This window comes from Paenimyroides ummariense (assembly GCF_900115115.1).
In the GTDB taxonomy this organism is placed as follows: domain Bacteria; phylum Bacteroidota; class Bacteroidia; order Flavobacteriales; family Flavobacteriaceae; genus Flavobacterium; species Flavobacterium ummariense.
Window position 1 is genome coordinate 1 of record NZ_FOVI01000018.1, and the last position, 18226, is coordinate 18226.

At 37.0% G+C, this 18226-nt stretch carries 25 protein-coding genes and 1 other RNA gene; 8 read left to right on the top strand and 18 right to left on the bottom strand.

The genetic code is table 11. From position 1 onward, the window contains the following. Together BM253_RS17435 and rnpB are read right to left on the bottom strand one after the other, a co-directional pair. The coding region (locus BM253_RS17435) for a hypothetical protein (protein WP_218154377.1) at window positions 1-202 on the bottom strand (202 nt) is incomplete at its 3' end. A 256-nt stretch (window positions 203-458) separates the two neighbouring features. After that, an RNA gene (rnpB, locus tag BM253_RS12005) (RNase P RNA component class A) lies at window positions 459-762 on the bottom strand. Between the two features lie 86 nt (window positions 763-848). On the opposite strand from rnpB, the gene murQ reads away from it, so the two are divergent. The 4 genes from murQ to BM253_RS12025 all read left to right on the top strand — a co-directional run bounded on the left by murQ (window position 849) and on the right by BM253_RS12025 (window position 2741). Further along, window positions 849-1661 carry an N-acetylmuramic acid 6-phosphate etherase gene (gene murQ, locus BM253_RS12010; protein WP_091524536.1) on the top strand — a complete coding sequence of 271 codons (813 nt, stop codon included), beginning with the start codon at window positions 849-851 and terminating at the stop codon, window positions 1659-1661. Further along, window positions 1661-1891, top strand: a complete 231-nt coding sequence (locus BM253_RS12015; RefSeq protein WP_091524539.1) for a DUF6095 family protein — start codon at window positions 1661-1663, stop codon at window positions 1889-1891. Before murQ ends, BM253_RS12015 begins: the two co-directional genes overlap by 1 nt. A 3-nt stretch (window positions 1892-1894) precedes the next feature. Continuing rightward, on the top strand, window positions 1895-2266 hold the full coding sequence (locus tag BM253_RS12020; RefSeq protein WP_091524543.1) for a DNA topoisomerase IV: 372 nt from the start codon (window positions 1895-1897) through the stop codon (window positions 2264-2266). 91 nt (window positions 2267-2357) lie between these two features. Next, window positions 2358-2741 (top strand): hypothetical protein, encoded by a 384-nt coding sequence (locus BM253_RS12025; RefSeq protein WP_091524546.1) that lies wholly within the window; start codon window positions 2358-2360, stop codon window positions 2739-2741. 10 nt (window positions 2742-2751) lie between these two features. Here the strand turns inward: BM253_RS12025 and BM253_RS12030 are convergent, their stop codons facing one another. Continuing rightward, complete coding sequence (locus tag BM253_RS12030; RefSeq protein ID WP_091524550.1) at window positions 2752-3384, bottom strand: NUDIX hydrolase; 633 nt, start codon at window positions 3382-3384, stop codon at window positions 2752-2754. A gap of 287 nt (window positions 3385-3671) precedes the next feature. Here BM253_RS12030 and BM253_RS12035 point away from each other — a divergent pair, with 287 nt between their 5' ends. Beyond that, the gene (locus tag BM253_RS12035) at window positions 3672-4064 is read left to right on the top strand and encodes a hypothetical protein (RefSeq protein ID WP_091524553.1); all 393 of its coding nucleotides are present in this window, start codon (window positions 3672-3674) and stop codon (window positions 4062-4064) included. Here BM253_RS12035 and BM253_RS12040 read toward each other — a convergent pair. Next, window positions 4036-4653 (bottom strand): SOS response-associated peptidase, encoded by a 618-nt coding sequence (locus BM253_RS12040; RefSeq protein WP_091524555.1) that lies wholly within the window; start codon window positions 4651-4653, stop codon window positions 4036-4038. The two genes, BM253_RS12035 and BM253_RS12040, sit on opposite strands and share 29 nt — an antisense overlap. A gap of 51 nt (window positions 4654-4704) precedes the next feature. Here BM253_RS12040 and BM253_RS12045 point away from each other — a divergent pair, with 51 nt between their 5' ends. From BM253_RS12045 to BM253_RS12055, 3 genes are read left to right on the top strand one after another with little or no spacing between them, the layout of a single operon-like run. Then, complete coding sequence (locus tag BM253_RS12045) at window positions 4705-5169, top strand: hypothetical protein (protein ID WP_091524558.1); 465 nt, start codon at window positions 4705-4707, stop codon at window positions 5167-5169. Window positions 5170-5197: 28 nt separating this feature from the next. Beyond that, the gene (locus tag BM253_RS12050; RefSeq protein WP_091524561.1) at window positions 5198-5503 is read left to right on the top strand and encodes a hypothetical protein; all 306 of its coding nucleotides are present in this window, start codon (window positions 5198-5200) and stop codon (window positions 5501-5503) included. Window positions 5504-5531: 28 nt separating this feature from the next. Beyond that, complete coding sequence (locus BM253_RS12055) at window positions 5532-5738, top strand: hypothetical protein (protein WP_091524565.1); 207 nt, start codon at window positions 5532-5534, stop codon at window positions 5736-5738. A gap of 468 nt (window positions 5739-6206) precedes the next feature. Here the strand turns inward: BM253_RS12055 and BM253_RS12060 are convergent, their stop codons facing one another. From BM253_RS12060 to BM253_RS12125, 14 genes are all read right to left on the bottom strand, one after another. Further along, complete coding sequence (locus BM253_RS12060; protein ID WP_143095647.1) at window positions 6207-6743, bottom strand: hypothetical protein; 537 nt, start codon at window positions 6741-6743, stop codon at window positions 6207-6209. A 94-nt stretch (window positions 6744-6837) separates the two neighbouring features. Next, window positions 6838-7248 (bottom strand): N-acetylmuramoyl-L-alanine amidase, encoded by a 411-nt coding sequence (locus tag BM253_RS12065; protein WP_091524571.1) that lies wholly within the window; start codon window positions 7246-7248, stop codon window positions 6838-6840. 3 nt (window positions 7249-7251) lie between these two features. Continuing rightward, the gene (locus tag BM253_RS12070) at window positions 7252-7722 is read right to left on the bottom strand and encodes a phage holin family protein (protein ID WP_091524574.1); all 471 of its coding nucleotides are present in this window, start codon (window positions 7720-7722) and stop codon (window positions 7252-7254) included. 9 nt (window positions 7723-7731) lie between these two features. Then, entirely contained in the window at window positions 7732-9633 is a 1902-nt protein-coding gene (locus BM253_RS12075; protein ID WP_091524577.1) for a hypothetical protein, read from the bottom strand. Between the two features lie 12 nt (window positions 9634-9645). Next, window positions 9646-10038, bottom strand: a complete 393-nt coding sequence (locus tag BM253_RS12080) for a hypothetical protein (protein ID WP_091524580.1) — start codon at window positions 10036-10038, stop codon at window positions 9646-9648. A gap of 117 nt (window positions 10039-10155) precedes the next feature. Beyond that, on the bottom strand, window positions 10156-12483 hold the full coding sequence (locus tag BM253_RS12085; RefSeq protein WP_091524583.1) for a hypothetical protein: 2328 nt from the start codon (window positions 12481-12483) through the stop codon (window positions 10156-10158). After that, window positions 12483-15185: a phage tail tape measure protein gene (locus BM253_RS12090; protein WP_091524586.1), complete on the bottom strand. Its 2703-nt coding sequence runs from the start codon at window positions 15183-15185 to the stop codon at window positions 12483-12485. Before BM253_RS12090 ends, BM253_RS12085 begins: the two co-directional genes overlap by 1 nt. Continuing rightward, window positions 15166-15540, bottom strand: coding sequence for a hypothetical protein (locus BM253_RS12095; protein ID WP_091524590.1), 375 nt, complete (start codon window positions 15538-15540; stop codon window positions 15166-15168). The genes BM253_RS12090 and BM253_RS12095 overlap by 20 nt, the downstream gene beginning before the upstream one ends. 20 nt (window positions 15541-15560) lie before the next feature. Continuing rightward, the gene (locus BM253_RS12100; RefSeq protein WP_091524593.1) at window positions 15561-15917 is read right to left on the bottom strand and encodes a hypothetical protein; all 357 of its coding nucleotides are present in this window, start codon (window positions 15915-15917) and stop codon (window positions 15561-15563) included. Beyond that, window positions 15917-16336: a phage tail tube protein gene (locus BM253_RS12105; protein WP_091524596.1), complete on the bottom strand. Its 420-nt coding sequence runs from the start codon at window positions 16334-16336 to the stop codon at window positions 15917-15919. Before BM253_RS12105 ends, BM253_RS12100 begins: the two co-directional genes overlap by 1 nt. Window position 16337: 1 nt before the next feature. After that, window positions 16338-16685, bottom strand: a complete 348-nt coding sequence (locus BM253_RS12110; RefSeq protein ID WP_091524598.1) for a gp17 family tail completion protein — start codon at window positions 16683-16685, stop codon at window positions 16338-16340. Further along, window positions 16682-17290: a hypothetical protein gene (locus BM253_RS12115; RefSeq protein WP_091524603.1), complete on the bottom strand. Its 609-nt coding sequence runs from the start codon at window positions 17288-17290 to the stop codon at window positions 16682-16684. The genes BM253_RS12110 and BM253_RS12115 overlap by 4 nt, the downstream gene beginning before the upstream one ends. Beyond that, window positions 17283-17621: a head-tail adaptor protein gene (locus BM253_RS12120; RefSeq protein ID WP_091524605.1), complete on the bottom strand. Its 339-nt coding sequence runs from the start codon at window positions 17619-17621 to the stop codon at window positions 17283-17285. The genes BM253_RS12115 and BM253_RS12120 overlap by 8 nt, the downstream gene beginning before the upstream one ends. Further along, on the bottom strand, window positions 17609-18151 hold the full coding sequence (locus BM253_RS12125) for a head-tail connector protein (protein WP_091524608.1): 543 nt from the start codon (window positions 18149-18151) through the stop codon (window positions 17609-17611). The genes BM253_RS12120 and BM253_RS12125 overlap by 13 nt, the downstream gene beginning before the upstream one ends. Window positions 18152-18226: the final 75 nt, after the last annotated feature.

Genomic DNA, 18226 nt, shown 5'->3' on the forward strand with positions numbered 1-18226 from the left:
GGTATCTTACATTAGATACCAAGTCGCATTTAGAACCTACTAATATGTCCTTTATAAGTTGATCTGTAGTATATGTGTCATCAACATCCACATAACTGGGTTGTTGACTAAAACCTAAAAAGTTTATCAGCAAAAAAAAGGCTGTAACCCAATGAACCTTTCCTAAATGCAATCTTGTTATCATACTAAAAATGAATTTCATAATAGTTGTTTAAAAAAAAATCATTGCAATATACACTATAACATTTAAACTTTAATATAATTTTATGATAATATTTTAGTTAATATGATTAGGGATTATTTTTTATATCACTTGTTATATAAAAATATAGTTGAGAAATGATTTTTTTGTTAGATAGAAGACTTAATTTAAGTTAATGCGCTTTTGAGATAAATGTATACTTCTTACACGGTACTTAAAAAAATGTTTAAAAAGAAAGTTTTAATTTACTTAATTTAAAAAAAGTAGACCTATAAGCCGGGTTCTGTACATCGCCAAAAGCGTGTCCTTATCATTTATCTACGTGCACGGTTACCCATACACTTTATCTGCCTACCCTCCAACTTGCGCGAGCAGCACTTAGCGTTGGTTTACATGGCATTTCACCGAATAGAGTTTACCTGGTTTCACTACAGCCTAACTGTACATACTTTCTGTTGCACTTGTCCTCACCTCACGGCGGACGGGCGTTACCCGCTATTCTGCTCTATGGTGCCCAGACTTTCCTCTGACAAAAAGCCAGCGATAAGGCGGTCTACTTGCTGCAAAAATACTACGAATATTTGTTTTATCCTTATAATTACCAACGCTTATTAAATTTTCTGTAAATTTGTTTAAAATACAAATTATGTCTTTTGATAAAATCACCGAATCTGAATCTAAATACAACCATTTAGAGCAGATGAGTGTTACAGATTTACTTACAAATATCAATAAAGAAGATCAAACAGTGCCTTTCGCCGTTCAAAAAGCCATTCCACAGATCGAAGCTGCTGTTACCAAAATTGTATCGCAACTAAAAAATGGCGGTCGATTGTTTTACATTGGCGCAGGAACATCAGGCAGATTGGGAATTGTTGATGCTTCGGAATGTCCGCCAACGTTTGGAGTTTCGTATGATAAAGTCATCGGATTAATTGCCGGTGGCGATACGGCTATTAGAAAAGCAGTTGAAAATGCCGAAGATAATACCAATCAAGCCGAAATAGATTTAAAAGAATATCAGATCAATTCGAACGATTTTGTAATTGGAATCGCAGCATCAGGAACAACTCCGTATGTTTTAGGCGGATTAGATTTTTGCAGAAAAAACAATATTCCTACAGGTGGAATTACCTGTAATGCCGAAAGTCCATTGGCGTTGGCAGCCGATTTCCCAATGGTAGTTGTTGTAGGATCAGAATTTGTAACTGGAAGTTCGCGCATGAAAGCAGGAACAGCACAAAAACTGGTTTTAAACATGATTTCTACTGCATCAATGATTCAGTTGGGGCACGTAAAAGGCAATAAAATGGTCGATATGAAACTATCGAACCATAAATTGGTAAACAGAGCCATACAAATGGTTATGAACGAACTAAATGTATCCGAAGAAAAAGCGACTGAACTGATAAACCAATACGGCAACGTAAGAAATGCCATAAATAATTACACTAAATAATGGAAACACCTAAAGCAGATAAAACAAAAATTTACAAAGGCTTACAAAAAGTTTTCATTGCCATACCGTTAATGTTTGTTGGGCCGATCATTATTTATTCGTCTTTTAAAAATCAGGAACATTTTTTATACTATCCCGTTTTAATTTTAGGATGTTTAATCTGTTTGTATTCCATGTATCTTTTTTTTAGGGGATTACGAACTTTAGTCAGCGGTTTATTTAACGATTAATTTATGAAGAAACTAATTTTACTGGCAATTCCGTTTTGTTTGATGGGTTGTTATAATCAAGAAAGAAATTGTACCGATTTTAAAACAGGTAATTTTTTGTTTGAACAAGAAATCAACGGACAAAAACATACCTCTACTTTTGTTAGAACCGATAAATACGAGATTGAAACATACAACGGTAAAACCGATACTGCAAGCATTCGTTGGGTAAACGATTGTGAGTATATTCTGCAAAAATTACATCCAAAAAATATGGCGGAGAAAAAAGCGGTACAAATGAAAATTCTATCAACAAACGAAAACGGATATACCTTTGAATACAGTATTGTGGGAGATGCTAACAAACAAAAAGGAGAAATTAAAAAGATAAAATAATTATTTCCAATTGATTTCATTATTATTACATATCATAAACATGTGATTTTTTAATGATTTTTTTTATATCTTTAATAAAAAGAATTGAATCATGAAAAAATTTGTAGTAATAGCACTTTTATTAACAGCGTCAACTGCTGTTCGTGCACAAGAAGTTAAAACAGACATTGAAATTGTTGATAAGGTTAAAACAGTTTTTATGACGGTTAATGCAGACCGCTTTCAAGATTTAAAAGGTTTTGATTGGCGTACGCATTTAACCAATGTTTTTAAAGATGTTCCGGAAGATGCAACCGTGGGTATCAGGGTAAATATCATGGCAAAACAACTTACCAATGACAGCACCACATTACCAAACAAAATGTCGTTACAGGAAATTGGAACAGCAAACAAACGCGAAGAAATTCTGCGAAGCATTGTAAGTAAAGTCCAACTGTTCATAGAAGACGAACAACAAGGAAATAATATTGATTAAAAAAGGAATCTTAAACGATTCCTTTTTCTTTTTCTAAAGCTGTTTTACAGTAAATACTGTCATTAAACAACAGCTTAATATTTTGGTACGAATTTTTAAGCAGTTCCGGAATATCCTTTTTATCAACCCAGACAACTTTTTCTATGCCTTCTTCAATTTGTCCGTATAAATCGCCAGAGTAAACAGTATTCATTAAAAACCAGTAGGTTATTTTTAAACGATATTCGCCGTTGCGCTTAAAAATATGAAAGGTTTTTTCTAATCGTTTAGTAATTTTTAAATCTCGGCAACCGGTTTCTTCTTCCACCTCACGGATCGATGTTTCTTCAATGGTTTCATTCTTTTCAATACCGCCTTTTGGCAAATCCCATTTTCCGTTTCGGTAAATAAACAAAACTTGTCCTTTATCATTTTCAACCAAACCGCCGCCCGCTTTATTTATGGTAATTTTCTCCTTAAATAACTTAAGCAACAACTCTTCATCGGCGTGATACAAGTACGCATTTGTAAGCTGATCTGCGAAATATTGTGCAATTAGTTTCTGCATATCAACGGTATCCAACAAAAAATATTTAAAATCGCGTTCTTTTTCTAACGTACTTGTTAAAAAAAGTGGCTTATCATTAATAAAAACTTTATACATTTGTAGTATGATTTTTAATCATTATAATATTAAACACAAGTGTCTGAAATATAATCATTTGCATTGTTAATTAAAAAATACATTGGATTTTTATTGGATTTTTCATACCATTTTCTTTTAAAAAGGTAAATGCACTAACAACTTCTATACAAACAATGCAAGTTGCAAAAAAGTATTCAAACTAAAACTATATTTCGTAAAAATTATCTTATCGCTTATTTAACCGATAATTTAAAATATCGCTTTAATACAGTATATTTTTGTACTTTTAAATAAAAATAGCTGTTATGAAATTATACGAGTATATAAGCAACGTAATGGAGTTTGTATTTTCAACTTGGATCGATATTCCTTTGGAATTTGAATACATGGTTGAAATCGTGGCCACTCAATTCTTCTACCACAATATATCATTTGAAGAGTGCTGCCGATTCGCAGAATTAATCATCAATATTCACACGGAAGGAGAATTTGATTTCGTATTTGAATATGAACCTTTCAATGTTTTGGATGATGAGCTATCTGATCAATTTGTTTACGAGATTGACAATACTGTAAATCATGAAAGTTTTGTAATTATCATCGACGGAGAAAAACGCATCGACGTTAATTACAAAGAGAATCTAAGTTACCAAGATTTAGTAGAGAAAGTTAAGGAACAGGATTTGCCACCAAATTAGATTGATAAGGAAAAGCAAATGTCTTAATATTCTCACCTTGTAACCACAAATTATGATGCTCGTTGTTTAATACAACGGGCATTCTTTTTTTGTTGTTATGTATTTCTGCCATTAGTTCGTTGGCTTCTGTTGTAAGTATGGTATAAGTTAGCATTTGTTGCCCGTTTTGCGGATTGTTCCAAACAGAATATAAACCGGCAAAAGCAAACAGTTCATCATCGGCAACGCTAATTTGATACTTCTGCTTAACCTTTCCTTTTTCATCGTTCCAATGCCATTCAAAAAAATGTGATGCAGGTACTAGACACCGATTATTAATCGAATTTCTAAATGATGGCTTTTCATCCAAAGTTTCAATACGTGCGTTTAGAGTATTTTTTTGGAATGATGTATCTTTTGCCCATGTAGGTAACAATCCCCAGTTTGCACCGGTTATTAAATCCGGACGTTGATCAACAATGATCGGCATAAACGGATGCGCAAAACCGTTTACTTCCTGCATAGGTTCAAACCCCTGCTGGTCAAACTTTGCATTAAATTTTAATTCAATACCTTTTTCCTTTTTGTTAACTCCATAATAATTGCACATAGCTATATTTTTATATCAAAGTTATTAAATTTATACCATAAAGATTTAAAAATGAAGTCGCCAAAAAATATAGTTTGTTTGCAATTGGATTTCAACGTTGATATTGAATCGGAGCATATATCTAACATAAATATCATTTCGATAAATTTAGAAGATTTCAATAAAAGGTTCGATACAGATTTTATTTTAAATTATAGTGTTGATGATTATTCGTTTTCGCCATTGGAAGATGATAGCAACGAACTTTTAATTTGGTTCTTGGAAGGTATTCCCGAATTATTGTCGTTCGCCTATTCACCAACAATGACATCCTACGAAGATTTAGAACTGTATTTGAGTAATCGAAAGAAAGAATTGAAGTATGCACACAGTAAAGAAATGTTCGAAAACTTTAGAAAAAGATATATTGACTATGCGCCATTAGGTTTTTTAGAAAAACCCGATTATGACTATATTAAAGCCAAACTAACTGATTTGATTTTAGATAAGCAAAACCAAATAAACGACACAATTTAATTTTCTACTTTTACAAAAAGTTTTGAGTATGTTTATCGAAAATACAGATGCAAGGGCAGTTATACGTTATTTTAACTCGGTTAACCCAGAAATTAAAGACAAAATTGTTGATTGGAAAAAAGGCATGCCGGTTGAATTAAACGTTATATACAGTTATAACGACAGCAAAAACCGCTGCATTGCCATGTGGACCGATTTTTTCGACATGAATATAAGACCTGAAAGATTGCAGATTATTTTCGGTAGAATTAGCTTGTTAGATTGTGAGTTTTTTATGTACCACAACAATAAGCGTTTCAGGATTGGATTTAGGGTTAAGGAAATGATAAAATAAAAGTATTTTTGCAGCAAAACTACAAACCATGAACAAAGAAGAATATTTAATCAAGGCTTTCAAAGAAATAAGAGATAAGAATTTAACCGTTCCGTTTGAGTTAGTTCCCGGCACCACTGTTACCGATATAGAAAAGATGTTAACCAGTTTAGGTAAATCTTATTTAAGCACCAAAAGCCCGATCGATAAAATATTCTATGAAAAAATAGAGGAATTGAGAAAGTTTAGACAATAAAAAAGCGGACAATTGTCCGCCGGTACACTTCTGATACACTACAATTTAAACTAAATCATAAAATACTTTGCAGTATTAAAATAACTTTATAAATTGCACATATATAATTGGGATTGAGATTACTATTATTTATCTACCCAAGTTTTCCAAATGAATAATATTACATAGTATGTAATTTTGGCGAATGACGCTACTATGTTAATAAATGATTCAAATGAAAATTTCTTTTTTGGTTTTTTCTCCATTATTAAAAATTTTCTTAGACCTTTTTAACTTCTTTACATTCAGACTGTAAAGGAGTTTTTTCTGTCTAAATTATTTTATAAAGATAACACTTTTTTTTCTAAATAAACATTTATTAATGAACGACCAAATATAAAATTAGTTTTAACATAATATTTAACTTTTAAAACAAAAAAGCGACACGTTTCCGCATCGCTTAATAGATAGTTTTCTCCTTTCTTTAAATTAAACTAATCCAAATCGTTTTAAAATTAAATAACCAAATCCACCAACGAGAACCGCACCAACAACATACAACCAAAGTGGTTCTTTACCTTTTGATGATGTTTTTTGCAAATCGGTTTTTATTTGACGGCTATTTGATGCCGCAACATTATTTTGTTGGTTTTCTTCTGCTATAGCTAACTTTTCTTTTTTGATGTCCGTTTGTTCAGTTTTACCAATATCGTTTGTCTGTGATGATTTTTGGTTAACCTGCGGATTTTTAAACGTCCATTTGTTGCCGGATTTATCTTCAAAGGTTGCTTCATCAGATTTAATTTCCATCCACGCTTCAAATAAACTTTTATCTGACCATTTCGAGGATGTCCTCGAAATGGTATTTTCTTCAGCTGTTTCTGTTTTTGCAACAGTTGAATTATCAGTAACTGAAACATTTTCGGTTTCGGTCTGCTTTAATTCTGTGGCGCTTTTTTTTGATCGGCATGAACATATTCCTGACGTCAGGAAAACGATCGTTAATAATAAGATTATGTTTTTCATATTAAATAATATTTTGTACATTTATAACTCATAAGTGTTTTTTTTAAGGTTATGGAAAAGCATCTGTCTTTATTGGCAGGTGCTTTTCTTTTTTTTATAAATGCTTATATTCTTCTTTTGCATTAAAACTGGGGCAGTCTTTTGCAACGTTTGGAAAATCTCTATGACCTTGAATAATTGCGTTTGGATATTTTGCCTTCAATCCGCAAATAATTTGTAACAGCGTCCGTTTTTGTGCTTCAGTTCTATTATCTAATGCTTTGCCATTATCGTCTATACCTCCAATGTAGCTAACATGTATCGATTCTCTATTATAACCTTTTACACCATTACACACGGTTTCATCTAACGCTAATCGTTCGTGATCACCGTTCGGTTTAACTATGATGTGATAACCTGGTTGTTTCCAGCCTAAATTGCGTTTCCAATAATTTCGTATAGCTTCAACAGTTGCATTTTGTTTTGTGGCTGTGCAGTGCACAGCAATGTATTTAATTGTTCTCATAACCTATGCTTTTATCTTTTTTTCTAAATCTTTTTTGGTTTCTACATAGCTGAACTCGCTAATGTTTTTAAACTTTAAAATCCAAGCGTTATGAATGGGAATTAAAAGTTTTGCAACTTCGTTTTGATTTCCGTCTTCATCGGTATTGGCAATGATTAAATTTTCTAAAACCGATTTTACTTCTAAATGTACCAGCCAAAAACAAACTGCGTTTATTCCTAAATTCAATTCGTTTAAATGATTTTCTAAATCGTAGGTAATTTTAGCCAAATTGGATAGGATCAACGACAGCGTTATTAACGAAAGATACGTTGTAAGCTTCTGTACGCTTTTCTTCATGCCCTGGCTGGCGGTTGCGATACCTTTTCGTTTACTTTTAACGATTCCGGTTATTAAATCTAACAGAACTAAAAGCGCCAATCCAAACAATATTGCCGGATTTGGGAATACTAAATTTGATATAATTTCTTGCATGTTATTTTATTATGTTGTTAACACCTCTTTATATTTTCCAACAGCTGCGCTCCAGACAAATTCAACTTTTCTTCCATTTTCTAACGGCACGGTGCCAACCGCACTGTTTTGATAAATAAAATTACCGGTGTAATTAACTGTATTAGTGCCATGACTTTGCAAAACCAATCTTGCGCCATCTATTGAGTGATCTCCTACACCTACGGTAACAGAAGCTGATCCCGGATCGAACAAATTAAAAAACGCTTCGTTTGTTGGGAAGTTACCGCCGCCACTTACATCGGTGTCTTTAAAGTAGGTTGATAAACCCCCAAATAAGCTTTCTATTTTACTACCTGCATCTATACCTACTTGTATTTCGTCTTTTGTTTGCTGGGTTAAATCGAATTCGTAATCCGTGTCATTAGATTGATCTGCAGAAGATGTTCCGCCTCCCGTTATTGAACCAACACCGGTATATGTTATTGTACCGTTGTTAGGTGCGCTTGGAATTGTTGGTTTGTTTAATATCTGCGCATCTCCACTTGTGGCATTCCAATCGGCATTTACGTTTACTTCGGCACCTGCTGCAATACCGGCTAACTTTGTTTTTTCTGCTGATGTATAATCTTCCGTGCTTAATTGTTTACCTGCCACTTTGTCAACCTTATCGTTTAGCAATGTATTTACCTGCGCTTGTGTGTAAACTTGTGAAAGTTGGGCGTAGCTACCTAAACTTAAAAAATTACCTAAAGTATTTGCTCCTGCAGGTCTCCATAAATTTACACTACTATCATACATTAATACAAAAGTAGGTGTTTGTGCGGTTGTTGAGCCATCATATTGATTCCAAGAACCCACTCCTAAGACATTCTGCCAATTAGCAATGTTTGTTAAATTACCTCCGTCTATTTGAGCTAAATAATTACTTAACCCTATTGAAGCATATTGACTTGTAATAGGTTTCCAAGTGTTATTTACAGCGTCATATCCTAAAAAATAATAGGGTTCGGCTTGTAATTCTACGTTTGTGTAATTTTGTCCATTCCATTGTTTTGAGTCTCCCGAAATAAAACCTAAATATGTTCCTGTTGTGTTTGCTTTATTAGCTAAAAAACCATCTACCTGGGTTGTAGAATAAACTCCTAAATTAGTTCTCCAATCAGCTATATTAGTCAGGTTATTTCCGTTTACGTTTGCTTTGGCTGCAAGCGCACTACTTAAACCGGGAATATCGGTAATATTCAGAATTATCTCACCTTGGCTGTTTGGTGTTAATCCGTTGACCGATTTTACTACACCTACCAATAACGTGTTTAAAGGCACGGTAACAGTCGAACCGTCTTCAAACGTAAATACCAAATCATCACCCACTAACTGAACGCCTTTTATTAACTGCTCAATAGGTAAATCAATAACGATGTTAGGTTCGTTCTGCTGGTAAAAAGTTATCTGGTGGTTTGCGCTGTTATAGGTAACATCATAAACAAAACCGTCTAAATCATTAGCTTCCAACTTATTCGCTAAAAACCCATTAACCTGCCCTAAATTAACAGCGTGGTTGTTGGCGGTGGCATCATCTACAATTGCATTTCCGTTAATGTGTAATTCCGCTTGTGGGTCTGTAGTATGAATTCCCACAAAATTATTACTGTCTTTAGCGAAGATAACACCATCTAAAACCGTTAGTCTTACTAAATTAAAACCGCCTAAAATAGTGTCATGTTTAAAAATCCAATTATTTGTAAAAAAAGCCCCTTGATTATCTGCTAAATCAAAACGTCCCGTCATAGGCACAGATCCGTCTTTTTTTACGAAGTCGTTTAAAGCGGTTGTGTCAGCCTTATTTGCATAAAGCCAATTTAATTTGGTTGATATTACCGATATCAATTCAGCCATTTCGGCAAATAATCTTGTGATGAAATCATTCATAATGCGTTCTTATTAAAAGTTTATTAGTGATGTTATCTGACCGCTCCAATCCGGAACTGCTGTTGCTTGCATTTCTGGATTTCCTACGGAATCTATGTTGTCGCGTGCGGTTTGTTGTTGTTGGGCAGTTGGTTGTTGTACAGCATAGGTAACCACACCCATTGTTTCTAAATCGTTAAAACGATCTTCCAGATCCATCAACGCTTGTACCGATGCCGCTTTTATATTGGTACGCGCCTGATCTTCTTGCGCCGGCAAAAAAGTTTGCGCCGTTACTTTTACAACTTCGTTACCGTTAACCAGCTGTTCAACAGCATCGATCCGGTTATTTAGATATGTGAAATTACCGTCCAGTTCGGTCCAGGTAAGCTCTGTTTGTTTTACACTTCTTAATATTAATGGCATAGTTCTGTTTTTTAATAGTCCTTAACATATCCTGTTGCTACATAACCAGGCGTTACGTAGTAGCTGTTTAGATTACTAATTGTATAGGTTGGTACCTTAATCCAAATTTGATATTTATCAGATAATCCCATTGTCGTTTACGTTTCTGTAGCTGCATTCGCACAGCATTACTTTTGTTTTTCCGTTGCTAAAATCCATTGAAAGGTTGCTAATCCAAAAAGCCCGTTCTACCACCCAGTTAAACTGCACTATATCCAACGGCGATACTATTTTTTTTACGGTTGTATCAACACGTGTGTACATATCGGCTTTAACATCTAACATAGCACGCCCGTAAGCCGAACCATAACCGGTTACTACATTACTGCCGTAGCGTAACCATTTTAAAGACTGGTCGCGGTTTGGTTCTGTTGCGTTTTGCAGGTAAACAGCGTTGTATTTATACGTTTTAATAACAAAACCATCAAAAGGCTGCCACAGGTAAAACAAGTTGTTGATCATTTTTTTACTAAAAACAATACGGCTTATATTACCATCAACCGGCAGCATATAATAGCCTTCCAGCAGATTAAAGAACCCAAACACATCTTTCATAAAATAGGTAACACCGTTTTTGGTAATTTCGGCTTCTTCGTAGTTTTTTGTAAGCCAGTCCGCATCGGCAGCAGATAAATCGTACATTATAGAAATATCGGTTTCCTGCCGGTTGGTTAACGCAATGTTTGTTTTACCGCTACCAAACTGCCAGTTTTTAAACGGACCGTAATTAACCTTAAAGTTTTTATGCGTTAAATCGCTTTTACTTTCCCAAAAATCCAGATCTATTTTTTCTTTTTTTGAAAAGTTGATCGCCCGTGAATTATACGAATACTTTTGCGATCCGTGCAAATCTTTAACTTCAATAGCCCGTACAAATACTTCGTTAAAATCAATAGAAGTTCCTGCAGGAAATTGTGGCTGGTAAAATCGGATATCAATTTTTCCTTCTACATCGTACTCCAGCAGATTAATTTTCCATTTGCCGGCAATAACGTTTTCGTTACCGGTTTTAAAGTTTTCGCCCGGTCTGCTTTCAATAATATTTCCACCCGTAAACGATAGATCAATAGATCGTTCGTTATTAAAAACCGCGGTTTCTTTTCGGGTTGACGCTTTTAAAACCCCGCCTATATAGATGTCTATCCTAAAAGCGTTGTTATAGTTACCGGCATCAAACCGTTGCTTTATAACGTCGCTGTTAGCTGTTCCAACAAAAGGCATGGCGGCAAAAACTTCAATTTCAAAATCTAAAAAAACCGACCCGCCTTGCTCTTTTCTTGAAACAAATTTTTGATTTGCCGATTTTATCGATATGTAACGATTTGCATTTACCGTTGCCGTCGGTTTTAACTTGTACGAAAAAATAGTCAGCTCTTTCGGCTTTCGTAACGATACCATTCCGGACTGTGTTAATATAAACGCTGCATTCGCATCGCCCATACCCAAATCAAAATAATTCCCGGCATTCCATAACGGTCGGCAATCGTATTCCAAATTATTAAAAGCACTATATCTTACAGCGTTGTAATCTTGGTAAACATTTTGTTCAAACTGCAAATCGGCTTTTAAATCAACTCCTTTTAACGGCGCATTGCTGTAAACCCACGGCTGCGCATCAAAATAAGCCGCACCGTGAAACTCTTTAACCTGCTGCTGCGTACTTTTGTAGTTTCCGTGAAAATCATACACCTTAAAAGAATCTAACACCAAATGTTTTTTATTCCAACCAATGATATACCAGTTGCCGCCGTAGTTAAAAAGCGTAGAACCCAACGCTTTCAATATCTTATCCAGCACATCGTAACAGCTGTCGTAATCGGTTACATCCGTTAGCATATCACCCAGTTCGGGTTCACCTCTAAAGTTAGCCGAGTTTAAAAACACATTGCGCCACTCAACACTTTCTAATTTAAAAGCTTCGCTTATGTAGATATCCTGGTACAGGTTGGTTTTCTTTAAACACATGGCTATAATACGCACAACGGTTTCGTTATAATCGTACGGCAGCATGTTAAACAAATGGTCTTTTAAAATTCCCAAGCAATCGGTAGCGGTAAAGTTTACAAAGAAGTTCACGTTTTCATAAGGCTCGCTGTATTGATCAGGCAGTAAAAATCCCTGCCAAAGTAATTCAGGCGGCGTTTGTAACCCTGGATATTCATCAGAAGACCATATTTTCTCTACCTTAACCATATAACGACTTTCGTCGCCTGTAAACAAATCCAGGTAACGCCCGTCTTGTGCACCGTCGCTTAACATGTTAAAGTTAAGTTCACTGGTCATTATGGTCTGAAAGTTATCGTCTGATCCGTTCCACGACAGCACCGGAGCGCCTTGCTGTGCAAAACGCTCTAGTACCACATGGTTGTCTTGGGTATCTATAATTTTTATGGTTACCTGTTCCATTACCTTTTTCGTTGATTAATTTTTTCTACACGGTCTAAAACCGTAATTAAATCGTTACCCTGCACACGCCAGCCACCGGCTAATTGTACCGTTACGTTGGTTGCACCGCCCGAAGGCTGTATTAAATCTTTCAGTTTGTTCAAAGGCGCAATAACTTCGGGATTGTTACGCGCACCGGCATATTCGCCCATTAAACCTAAAACAGGTCCTGATACAATACCACCATCTGCAAATTTTGGTATGGCAGCAAACGCACCCATTACACCACCAACCAGCGTTGCAATCATTGTTGGTATTGCCACAATTGCGCCCGGACCGGTTGCCGCACCAGACTGCGTACCACCTTGTATAGCATTGGCGATAGACGAACTTAATGCCATAGCAATAACTTTAATTACCGTTTTAATCATTGCCTGCTTAAAGCGGTCCATTCCGTTTTCCGCATCGCCCAAACTACCAACAATACCGTCGCTCATAATAGAAAAAGCATCGGTTAAACCTTGCGAAACTCCCGAAGCAATCGTTTGCATTCCTTCCAGTTCCTTTTTGGTTTCAACAATTTTATCAATCCCTTCAACATCAACCTGCATTTTAAAAGTGGTTTCTAAAATGTTGATTTCGTTGCTTAAACGCTTGTATTCTTCAATGGTTATACCAACAGCATCGCGGGCTTCTTTTAATTTGTTAATGTGGTAATTGTACCAGTCAACCGTACCTTGTTCAGGCTCGGGCATTACAGGCGTTGGAATGGTTTGCGCCATTTCAAGCGTTTTTTTGTAGATAGCAATCTGCTGCGATAGCAACCTGTAAGCTTCGGTAGTCATATCCAATTTAGAAACCTGCTCTTCCATCAGCTGTATTTCGCGCTGGTACCATTCTTCCGAACCTTCGGTTACCGTAGGTGCTTTTGTTTGGTTTTGAATAGCTTCTAAAGTGTTTTTGTAGATATCGATCTGCGCACCCAGGTTTTTATAAGCTTCGGAAGTAACATCTAATTTCGATTTTTGTTCTTCCATAGCAGAAATTTGCGCCTGCATCCATTTTTCAGAACCCACAACACCCAAATCTTCCGCAGCTTTCTTCAATTTCCCGGTCGCTTCGGCTGCACCGGTCGCAGCAGGTGTGTAATCTTCTACCGTTTCGGTTACGGTATCCTGCACACCAATAATTTGCTGCAGCTTTTTTTCTAAAGCTGTTAATTCGGCACTAACAACTTTTGTATTTTTAGCCTGCGCTTTCCATTGCTCCAGCAAATAGGCAGAATTTGTAGCGCCCTGGTAAAACGAACTTTTAATTCGGCTGCCAATGGTTTGCCAAACACTCGGATCAGCTTCATCACTAACACCCAGCTCCAAATCAATCTTGCGTTTTTGTACTTCAACAAGTTTTTCCTGCGCTGCTTTAATACGGGCATTTTTAAGTAACGATGCCGTATAAGCATCGGTTGCTTTTTTAGCCGCATTCGTACCAATGGTTTCAAGATTTAACTTACCAAAATGTTCGCCCGATTTTGCAATAAGCTTATCCAACGCACGCGTACGCTCTTCATCGCTTAACTTTTTGTTTTGCGCAATTGCAACTAATCTACGGGTTTCGGCAACTTCACTGCTTATAGATTGTGTTGCTTTTTTGGTTACTTCGTCAAGCTCTTTTTGTGCATTGGTTAAAGATGATAAACGGGAATCTAACAAAACCGATCCGGCAACCAACGCGGTAATCGCAGCAGTAACCGCAATAATAGGGTTTGCCATAAACGCGGTATTCATTGCAATTACAGCTGTGCGTATTGTTTTAAATCCGGATATAATGTTTGGTACCGCCGCCATGAACGAACCAAAAACCACCAACACCGGACCAACTGCCGCTGCGACCGCCGCAATACCAACGATCCATTTTTTTTGCTCGCTGTCGGTTGCCGCAATCTGTTTCATAAAACCGTTTAAAACACCGATTGCTTCGGTAATAACCGGTAATAAAACCTGCCCGAATTCGGTACCCAGATTTTGCAGTTCGGTTTTAAAAGCCCGCATCGATCCGCTGGCACCATTAGCTTCACGTGCTGCCTGCCCTTGCGCCGCTGCCGATTGTTCGTAGATCAACGCCAGTGTTGCCGCCTGCTTTGTTGCCAAATCCATGGTTTGCCCTTGTTTAAGCAAACCCATTTCCATGGCTTTCGTTTTTACCATGGCATCGTTGGCAGCCATACCGTAGTTGTCTAACATGGTGTTGTTGCCTTTCAGCGCACCGGTTAAGGCACGCACGGCATCGGCAGTAGTACCGCCGTACATTGCGGTTAAATCACCTGCAAGTTCTATAAGCTTACTGCTTTGTTTGGCAGCTTCCTGCTCGGTTAGGTTTCCAATGTTTACCAACATGGAACCCATCATGTTAGAATATTCTAACGCTTCTTTTTTGGCAATACCGTAATAGGTCGGCAAACCTTCTGCCCATTTTTGCACGGCATCAGACGATTTTTTAAAGGTTTGGTCGGTTGCACCCAACGCGTCTTCAAAATCGGCAGCCATACTAAAGGCAGCAGTTCCGGCAGCCAGTAACGGCAAGGTTACATAAGTACTTAATGTTTTGCCGTACTTCTGCATCTGCTCGCCTTGTTTCTTTATTTCGCGCTGAGCATTTTGCAGCTGCGAAGAAAGTTCTTCTAAATTCGCCCGAAAGCGAATGTTAATCTGTGCTAATCCCATCGAAATCTGTTTTAGATTTCGATTTCTTAAGTTGGCGTTTTATATCTATAGCTGCCCAAAACTCTTCTTGCCTTTTTATAATGGCAGCAGCCTGTTCGGGCGTTTCAATTTTTGTTTCGTTTGCTTCAGGATCGTCGGTTTCGTTATCCCAAGGCAAAGGCATCAAACTTCGCAAAGTTGGATTACCTTTTAAATGCGGTTTTAACGATGCGTAAAATAAGTAACGGATCTGCTCCCAGCGTTCCTTACTTTCTGTGTACTGCTTATTGCGAAAACCGTTGATAATGTTGGTAAATGAACGAGGCGTTAACGCATAGAAATCGTTATAACTTATACCAATTTCACCAAGCGCCAACGCCTCTAATTCATCAAATGTTACTTCTGCTGTATCGCCGCCTTTTTTTTTAAGCTTTCTGCATCACTTGCAGAAATTTTCGGCATACTGTTTACAAACGCTTCTACCACGCTGGTAATAATCTGTGGATCGGTAAAAACCACATCACCCACATCATCAGCACTTACTTCAATACCGTTTAGTTTCGCCGCTTCAACAACCATTTCAGCAATTAAATCAATCGCCGTAAAAACATCTTTTTCGGCAGCTGCTAACGCATTCATAATTTTGTTTAAAACAACTTCTAAATCAGTCATTTTCCATTTAGCTGCCAATGCCCGAATTAACGAGTACGAAAAGCGCAACGGGATTTTTTTTTCGTTGATAACTATTTCCATTACGCTACGGTTTCAATTGAAAAATCGCCATCACCCCTAAAAGAACAATTGGCCGTTGCTACACCAGTGTTATTAGCTGATATATCACATGCTTGTATGTAATAATTACCGCTGATCACCTTTGTTCCTGCTATATCCGTTGTAAACTCTATTTCCACCAAAGTGTCAGATTTATACAGCTCTAAAAGATCGTAAATATCACTTTGCGTTGCACCTGCAGCTTTTTCTACAATCAAAGCTGCAGTTGATGCAGAAAACTCATAATCACCGGGAATAGACCGCTTCCCAACAGTATCTTTCGAAGCAAATTCTTCAAAATCCTTCGTCGTACTCCAGCTACATTCCGTAGCATGATAAACAGTTTTACCCTCAACCTTCAAACGAAGGTTCTTTCCTTTAATTGGATCACCTGCTGCCATTTTACATTATAATTTTAAAATTAATTTCACTAAATATTTTTCGGTTTTCTTCATCAGCACCAACATTAGTATTGATAAATTCCCACGGATTTTTTTCCGCTAATTCTTTTAAATCATCAGCCATTTGATAAGCTTCTGTTACATTGTTTGGTTCAAACCAAACAGCCACGTTTACATTGTAGGCACAGGCATCTTTTGTTTCAGAAGACACTTCGCCAAAACCATATACCGCAAACGGAAATCGCGTACCTTCATTCGCAAATAGCGGAAAAATCCTGCTTTGAACCGCCGCAGCTAACGCCGGGTAGTTCTTTAAAATTTCTATTAAATATTCGCTTACCTGTATCATTGTAGTTTGTTTAACCTGCGTTGCACGAATTTTACAAATTTTGCTTCGGCATCGGCTGTTACTTTCCCTTCGGTTCGTTCGTAAGCTTTCGTTAAGAAAGGATTTGCCTTTGTTCGTGAAACTGCTCCCTTACTGTTTTTAGACTGTGCCCTGGTAAGATAATTATCGCCTTTTTTCTTACTTAATCGATTTCCCGTTCTGTCACGTTTAAAACCTTTACGGTACACATTATGCCCGTCGTGAACAAAATGCCCGTACCAGCCCGACTTATCGTAACCGCTAAAAGCACCTTTCACCCTTGGTCCGACTAATATTGTAGGATTATCTTTGTTTTTAGACGTTATAAGCCCGATCGATTTTTTTAACCTGCCGGGTATTTTACTCACCATTCGCTTATCGCCTTTTTGCCGCTTGTACCTTGCCAAATTAGACGACGCACGCCCTTTACTCACCGGAGTTAGATCTTTAGCCACAACCATTGTTGGTTGCGCGATCTGTCGTAAAATAACCAACGCTTCACGGCGTTTTCCCGGATCGTCTGCAATTTGCTTTAAACGGTTTACCAGTTCTTTAAATCCGGTTACTTCTACATTAAAACTACTCATAAACGATACATTGAAGTTCCAGATATTCACGTCTGCCGATTTGCTTTACATGTGTTACGTTGTAGCGCGTGCCTTCAAAATCTACCTTTAACTGGTTTTTCTTTGCACTGATATCGTCACGATACCTTACAATAAAACTTCGTTGTGTTCTGTGCAACACTTTACCGTCAACATCTTCGCCACCGCTTACTTCATCTACTTTTGCCCACGGAATACAAACCACGGCATCGACTTCTTTTTCTTCGCCGATTGCGTTTCGTACGGTTTCCTGTTCAAAAAGCGTTATTCGCCGATCTAACTGACCAACGAAAGGTTTGTTTACACCCGCCATTTTCTGTAAGGTTGTAACAGGTTTTTAGCTTTGCTGTTAATTACAGCTGCGTTATTTTCCCTGCGTTCGTAAGCATCGGTAACCAACAGAAAAATAGCCTGTTTAATTACTTTTGGCAGCGTACCGTTATCGTAACCCTGCTTTATAAAGATTTTTACGCTAACCGTTGCGGGCTTTTCTTTAAAGGCTACCTTAAAGAATTCAGAACCTTGCTGCGTTACAGAATAAGAAGTATCAGGCAGTTCCGTCACTTCACCTTCAGCAGTTTCCTGATACGCAATTTTCTCAATTTCGTCGTTTAACGCTTTGCGTTCAAAAACAAAATCTTCAAACTTATTGGCTGTATAAACGGTGCGTTGTAAAGCTAAAGGGCGTTCGGTAAAGTTGACTACCTGATCTATTGCCGATTCTATATAAACTTTAATCAGTTCATCGTCATCGGTATAATCGGGTTCAATGCGCAGATGTTTCTTTACAAGATCCAGCGCTACTACATCGCCGGTTTCTTCTTTTATAATTTCTTCTTGCATACCCTTGTTTTTAAAAAGGTCCTTTCGCAATTGCTTACGAAAGAACCCATAACATAAAAATTAAATAATTATGAA

Coding starts and splice junctions, on each gene's coding strand:
- BM253_RS12080 (WP_091524580.1), bottom strand. CDS start 10,038: ATGCCATTAATATTAAGAAGTGTAAAACAAACAGAGCTTACCTGGACC.
- BM253_RS12085 (WP_091524583.1), bottom strand. CDS start 12,483: ATGGAACAGGTAACCATAAAAATTATAGATACCCAAGACAACCATGTG.
- BM253_RS12115 (WP_091524603.1), bottom strand. CDS start 17,290: ATGAGTAGTTTTAATGTAGAAGTAACCGGATTTAAAGAACTGGTAAAC.
- BM253_RS12040 (WP_091524555.1), bottom strand. CDS start 4,653: ATGTGCAATTATTATGGAGTTAACAAAAAGGAAAAAGGTATTGAATTA.
- BM253_RS12055 (WP_091524565.1), top strand. CDS start 5,532: ATGAACAAAGAAGAATATTTAATCAAGGCTTTCAAAGAAATAAGAGAT.
- BM253_RS12050 (WP_091524561.1), top strand. CDS start 5,198: ATGTTTATCGAAAATACAGATGCAAGGGCAGTTATACGTTATTTTAAC.
- BM253_RS12045 (WP_091524558.1), top strand. CDS start 4,705: ATGAAGTCGCCAAAAAATATAGTTTGTTTGCAATTGGATTTCAACGTT.
- murQ (WP_091524536.1), top strand. CDS start 849: ATGTCTTTTGATAAAATCACCGAATCTGAATCTAAATACAACCATTTA.
- BM253_RS12035 (WP_091524553.1), top strand. CDS start 3,672: ATGAAATTATACGAGTATATAAGCAACGTAATGGAGTTTGTATTTTCA.
- BM253_RS12090 (WP_091524586.1), bottom strand. CDS start 15,185: ATGGGATTAGCACAGATTAACATTCGCTTTCGGGCGAATTTAGAAGAA.
- BM253_RS12125 (WP_091524608.1), bottom strand. CDS start 18,151: ATGCAAGAAGAAATTATAAAAGAAGAAACCGGCGATGTAGTAGCGCTG.
- BM253_RS12030 (WP_091524550.1), bottom strand. CDS start 3,384: ATGTATAAAGTTTTTATTAATGATAAGCCACTTTTTTTAACAAGTACG.
- BM253_RS12075 (WP_091524577.1), bottom strand. CDS start 9,633: ATGAATGATTTCATCACAAGATTATTTGCCGAAATGGCTGAATTGATA.
- BM253_RS12120 (WP_091524605.1), bottom strand. CDS start 17,621: ATGGCGGGTGTAAACAAACCTTTCGTTGGTCAGTTAGATCGGCGAATA.
- BM253_RS12015 (WP_091524539.1), top strand. CDS start 1,661: ATGGAAACACCTAAAGCAGATAAAACAAAAATTTACAAAGGCTTACAA.
- BM253_RS12060 (WP_143095647.1), bottom strand. CDS start 6,743: ATGAAAAACATAATCTTATTATTAACGATCGTTTTCCTGACGTCAGGA.
- BM253_RS12110 (WP_091524598.1), bottom strand. CDS start 16,685: ATGATACAGGTAAGCGAATATTTAATAGAAATTTTAAAGAACTACCCG.
- BM253_RS12065 (WP_091524571.1), bottom strand. CDS start 7,248: ATGAGAACAATTAAATACATTGCTGTGCACTGCACAGCCACAAAACAA.
- BM253_RS12025 (WP_091524546.1), top strand. CDS start 2,358: ATGAAAAAATTTGTAGTAATAGCACTTTTATTAACAGCGTCAACTGCT.
- BM253_RS12105 (WP_091524596.1), bottom strand. CDS start 16,336: ATGGCAGCAGGTGATCCAATTAAAGGAAAGAACCTTCGTTTGAAGGTT.
- BM253_RS12020 (WP_091524543.1), top strand. CDS start 1,895: ATGAAGAAACTAATTTTACTGGCAATTCCGTTTTGTTTGATGGGTTGT.
- BM253_RS12100 (WP_091524593.1), bottom strand. CDS start 15,917: ATGGAAATAGTTATCAACGAAAAAAAAATCCCGTTGCGCTTTTCGTAC.
- BM253_RS12070 (WP_091524574.1), bottom strand. CDS start 7,722: ATGCAAGAAATTATATCAAATTTAGTATTCCCAAATCCGGCAATATTG.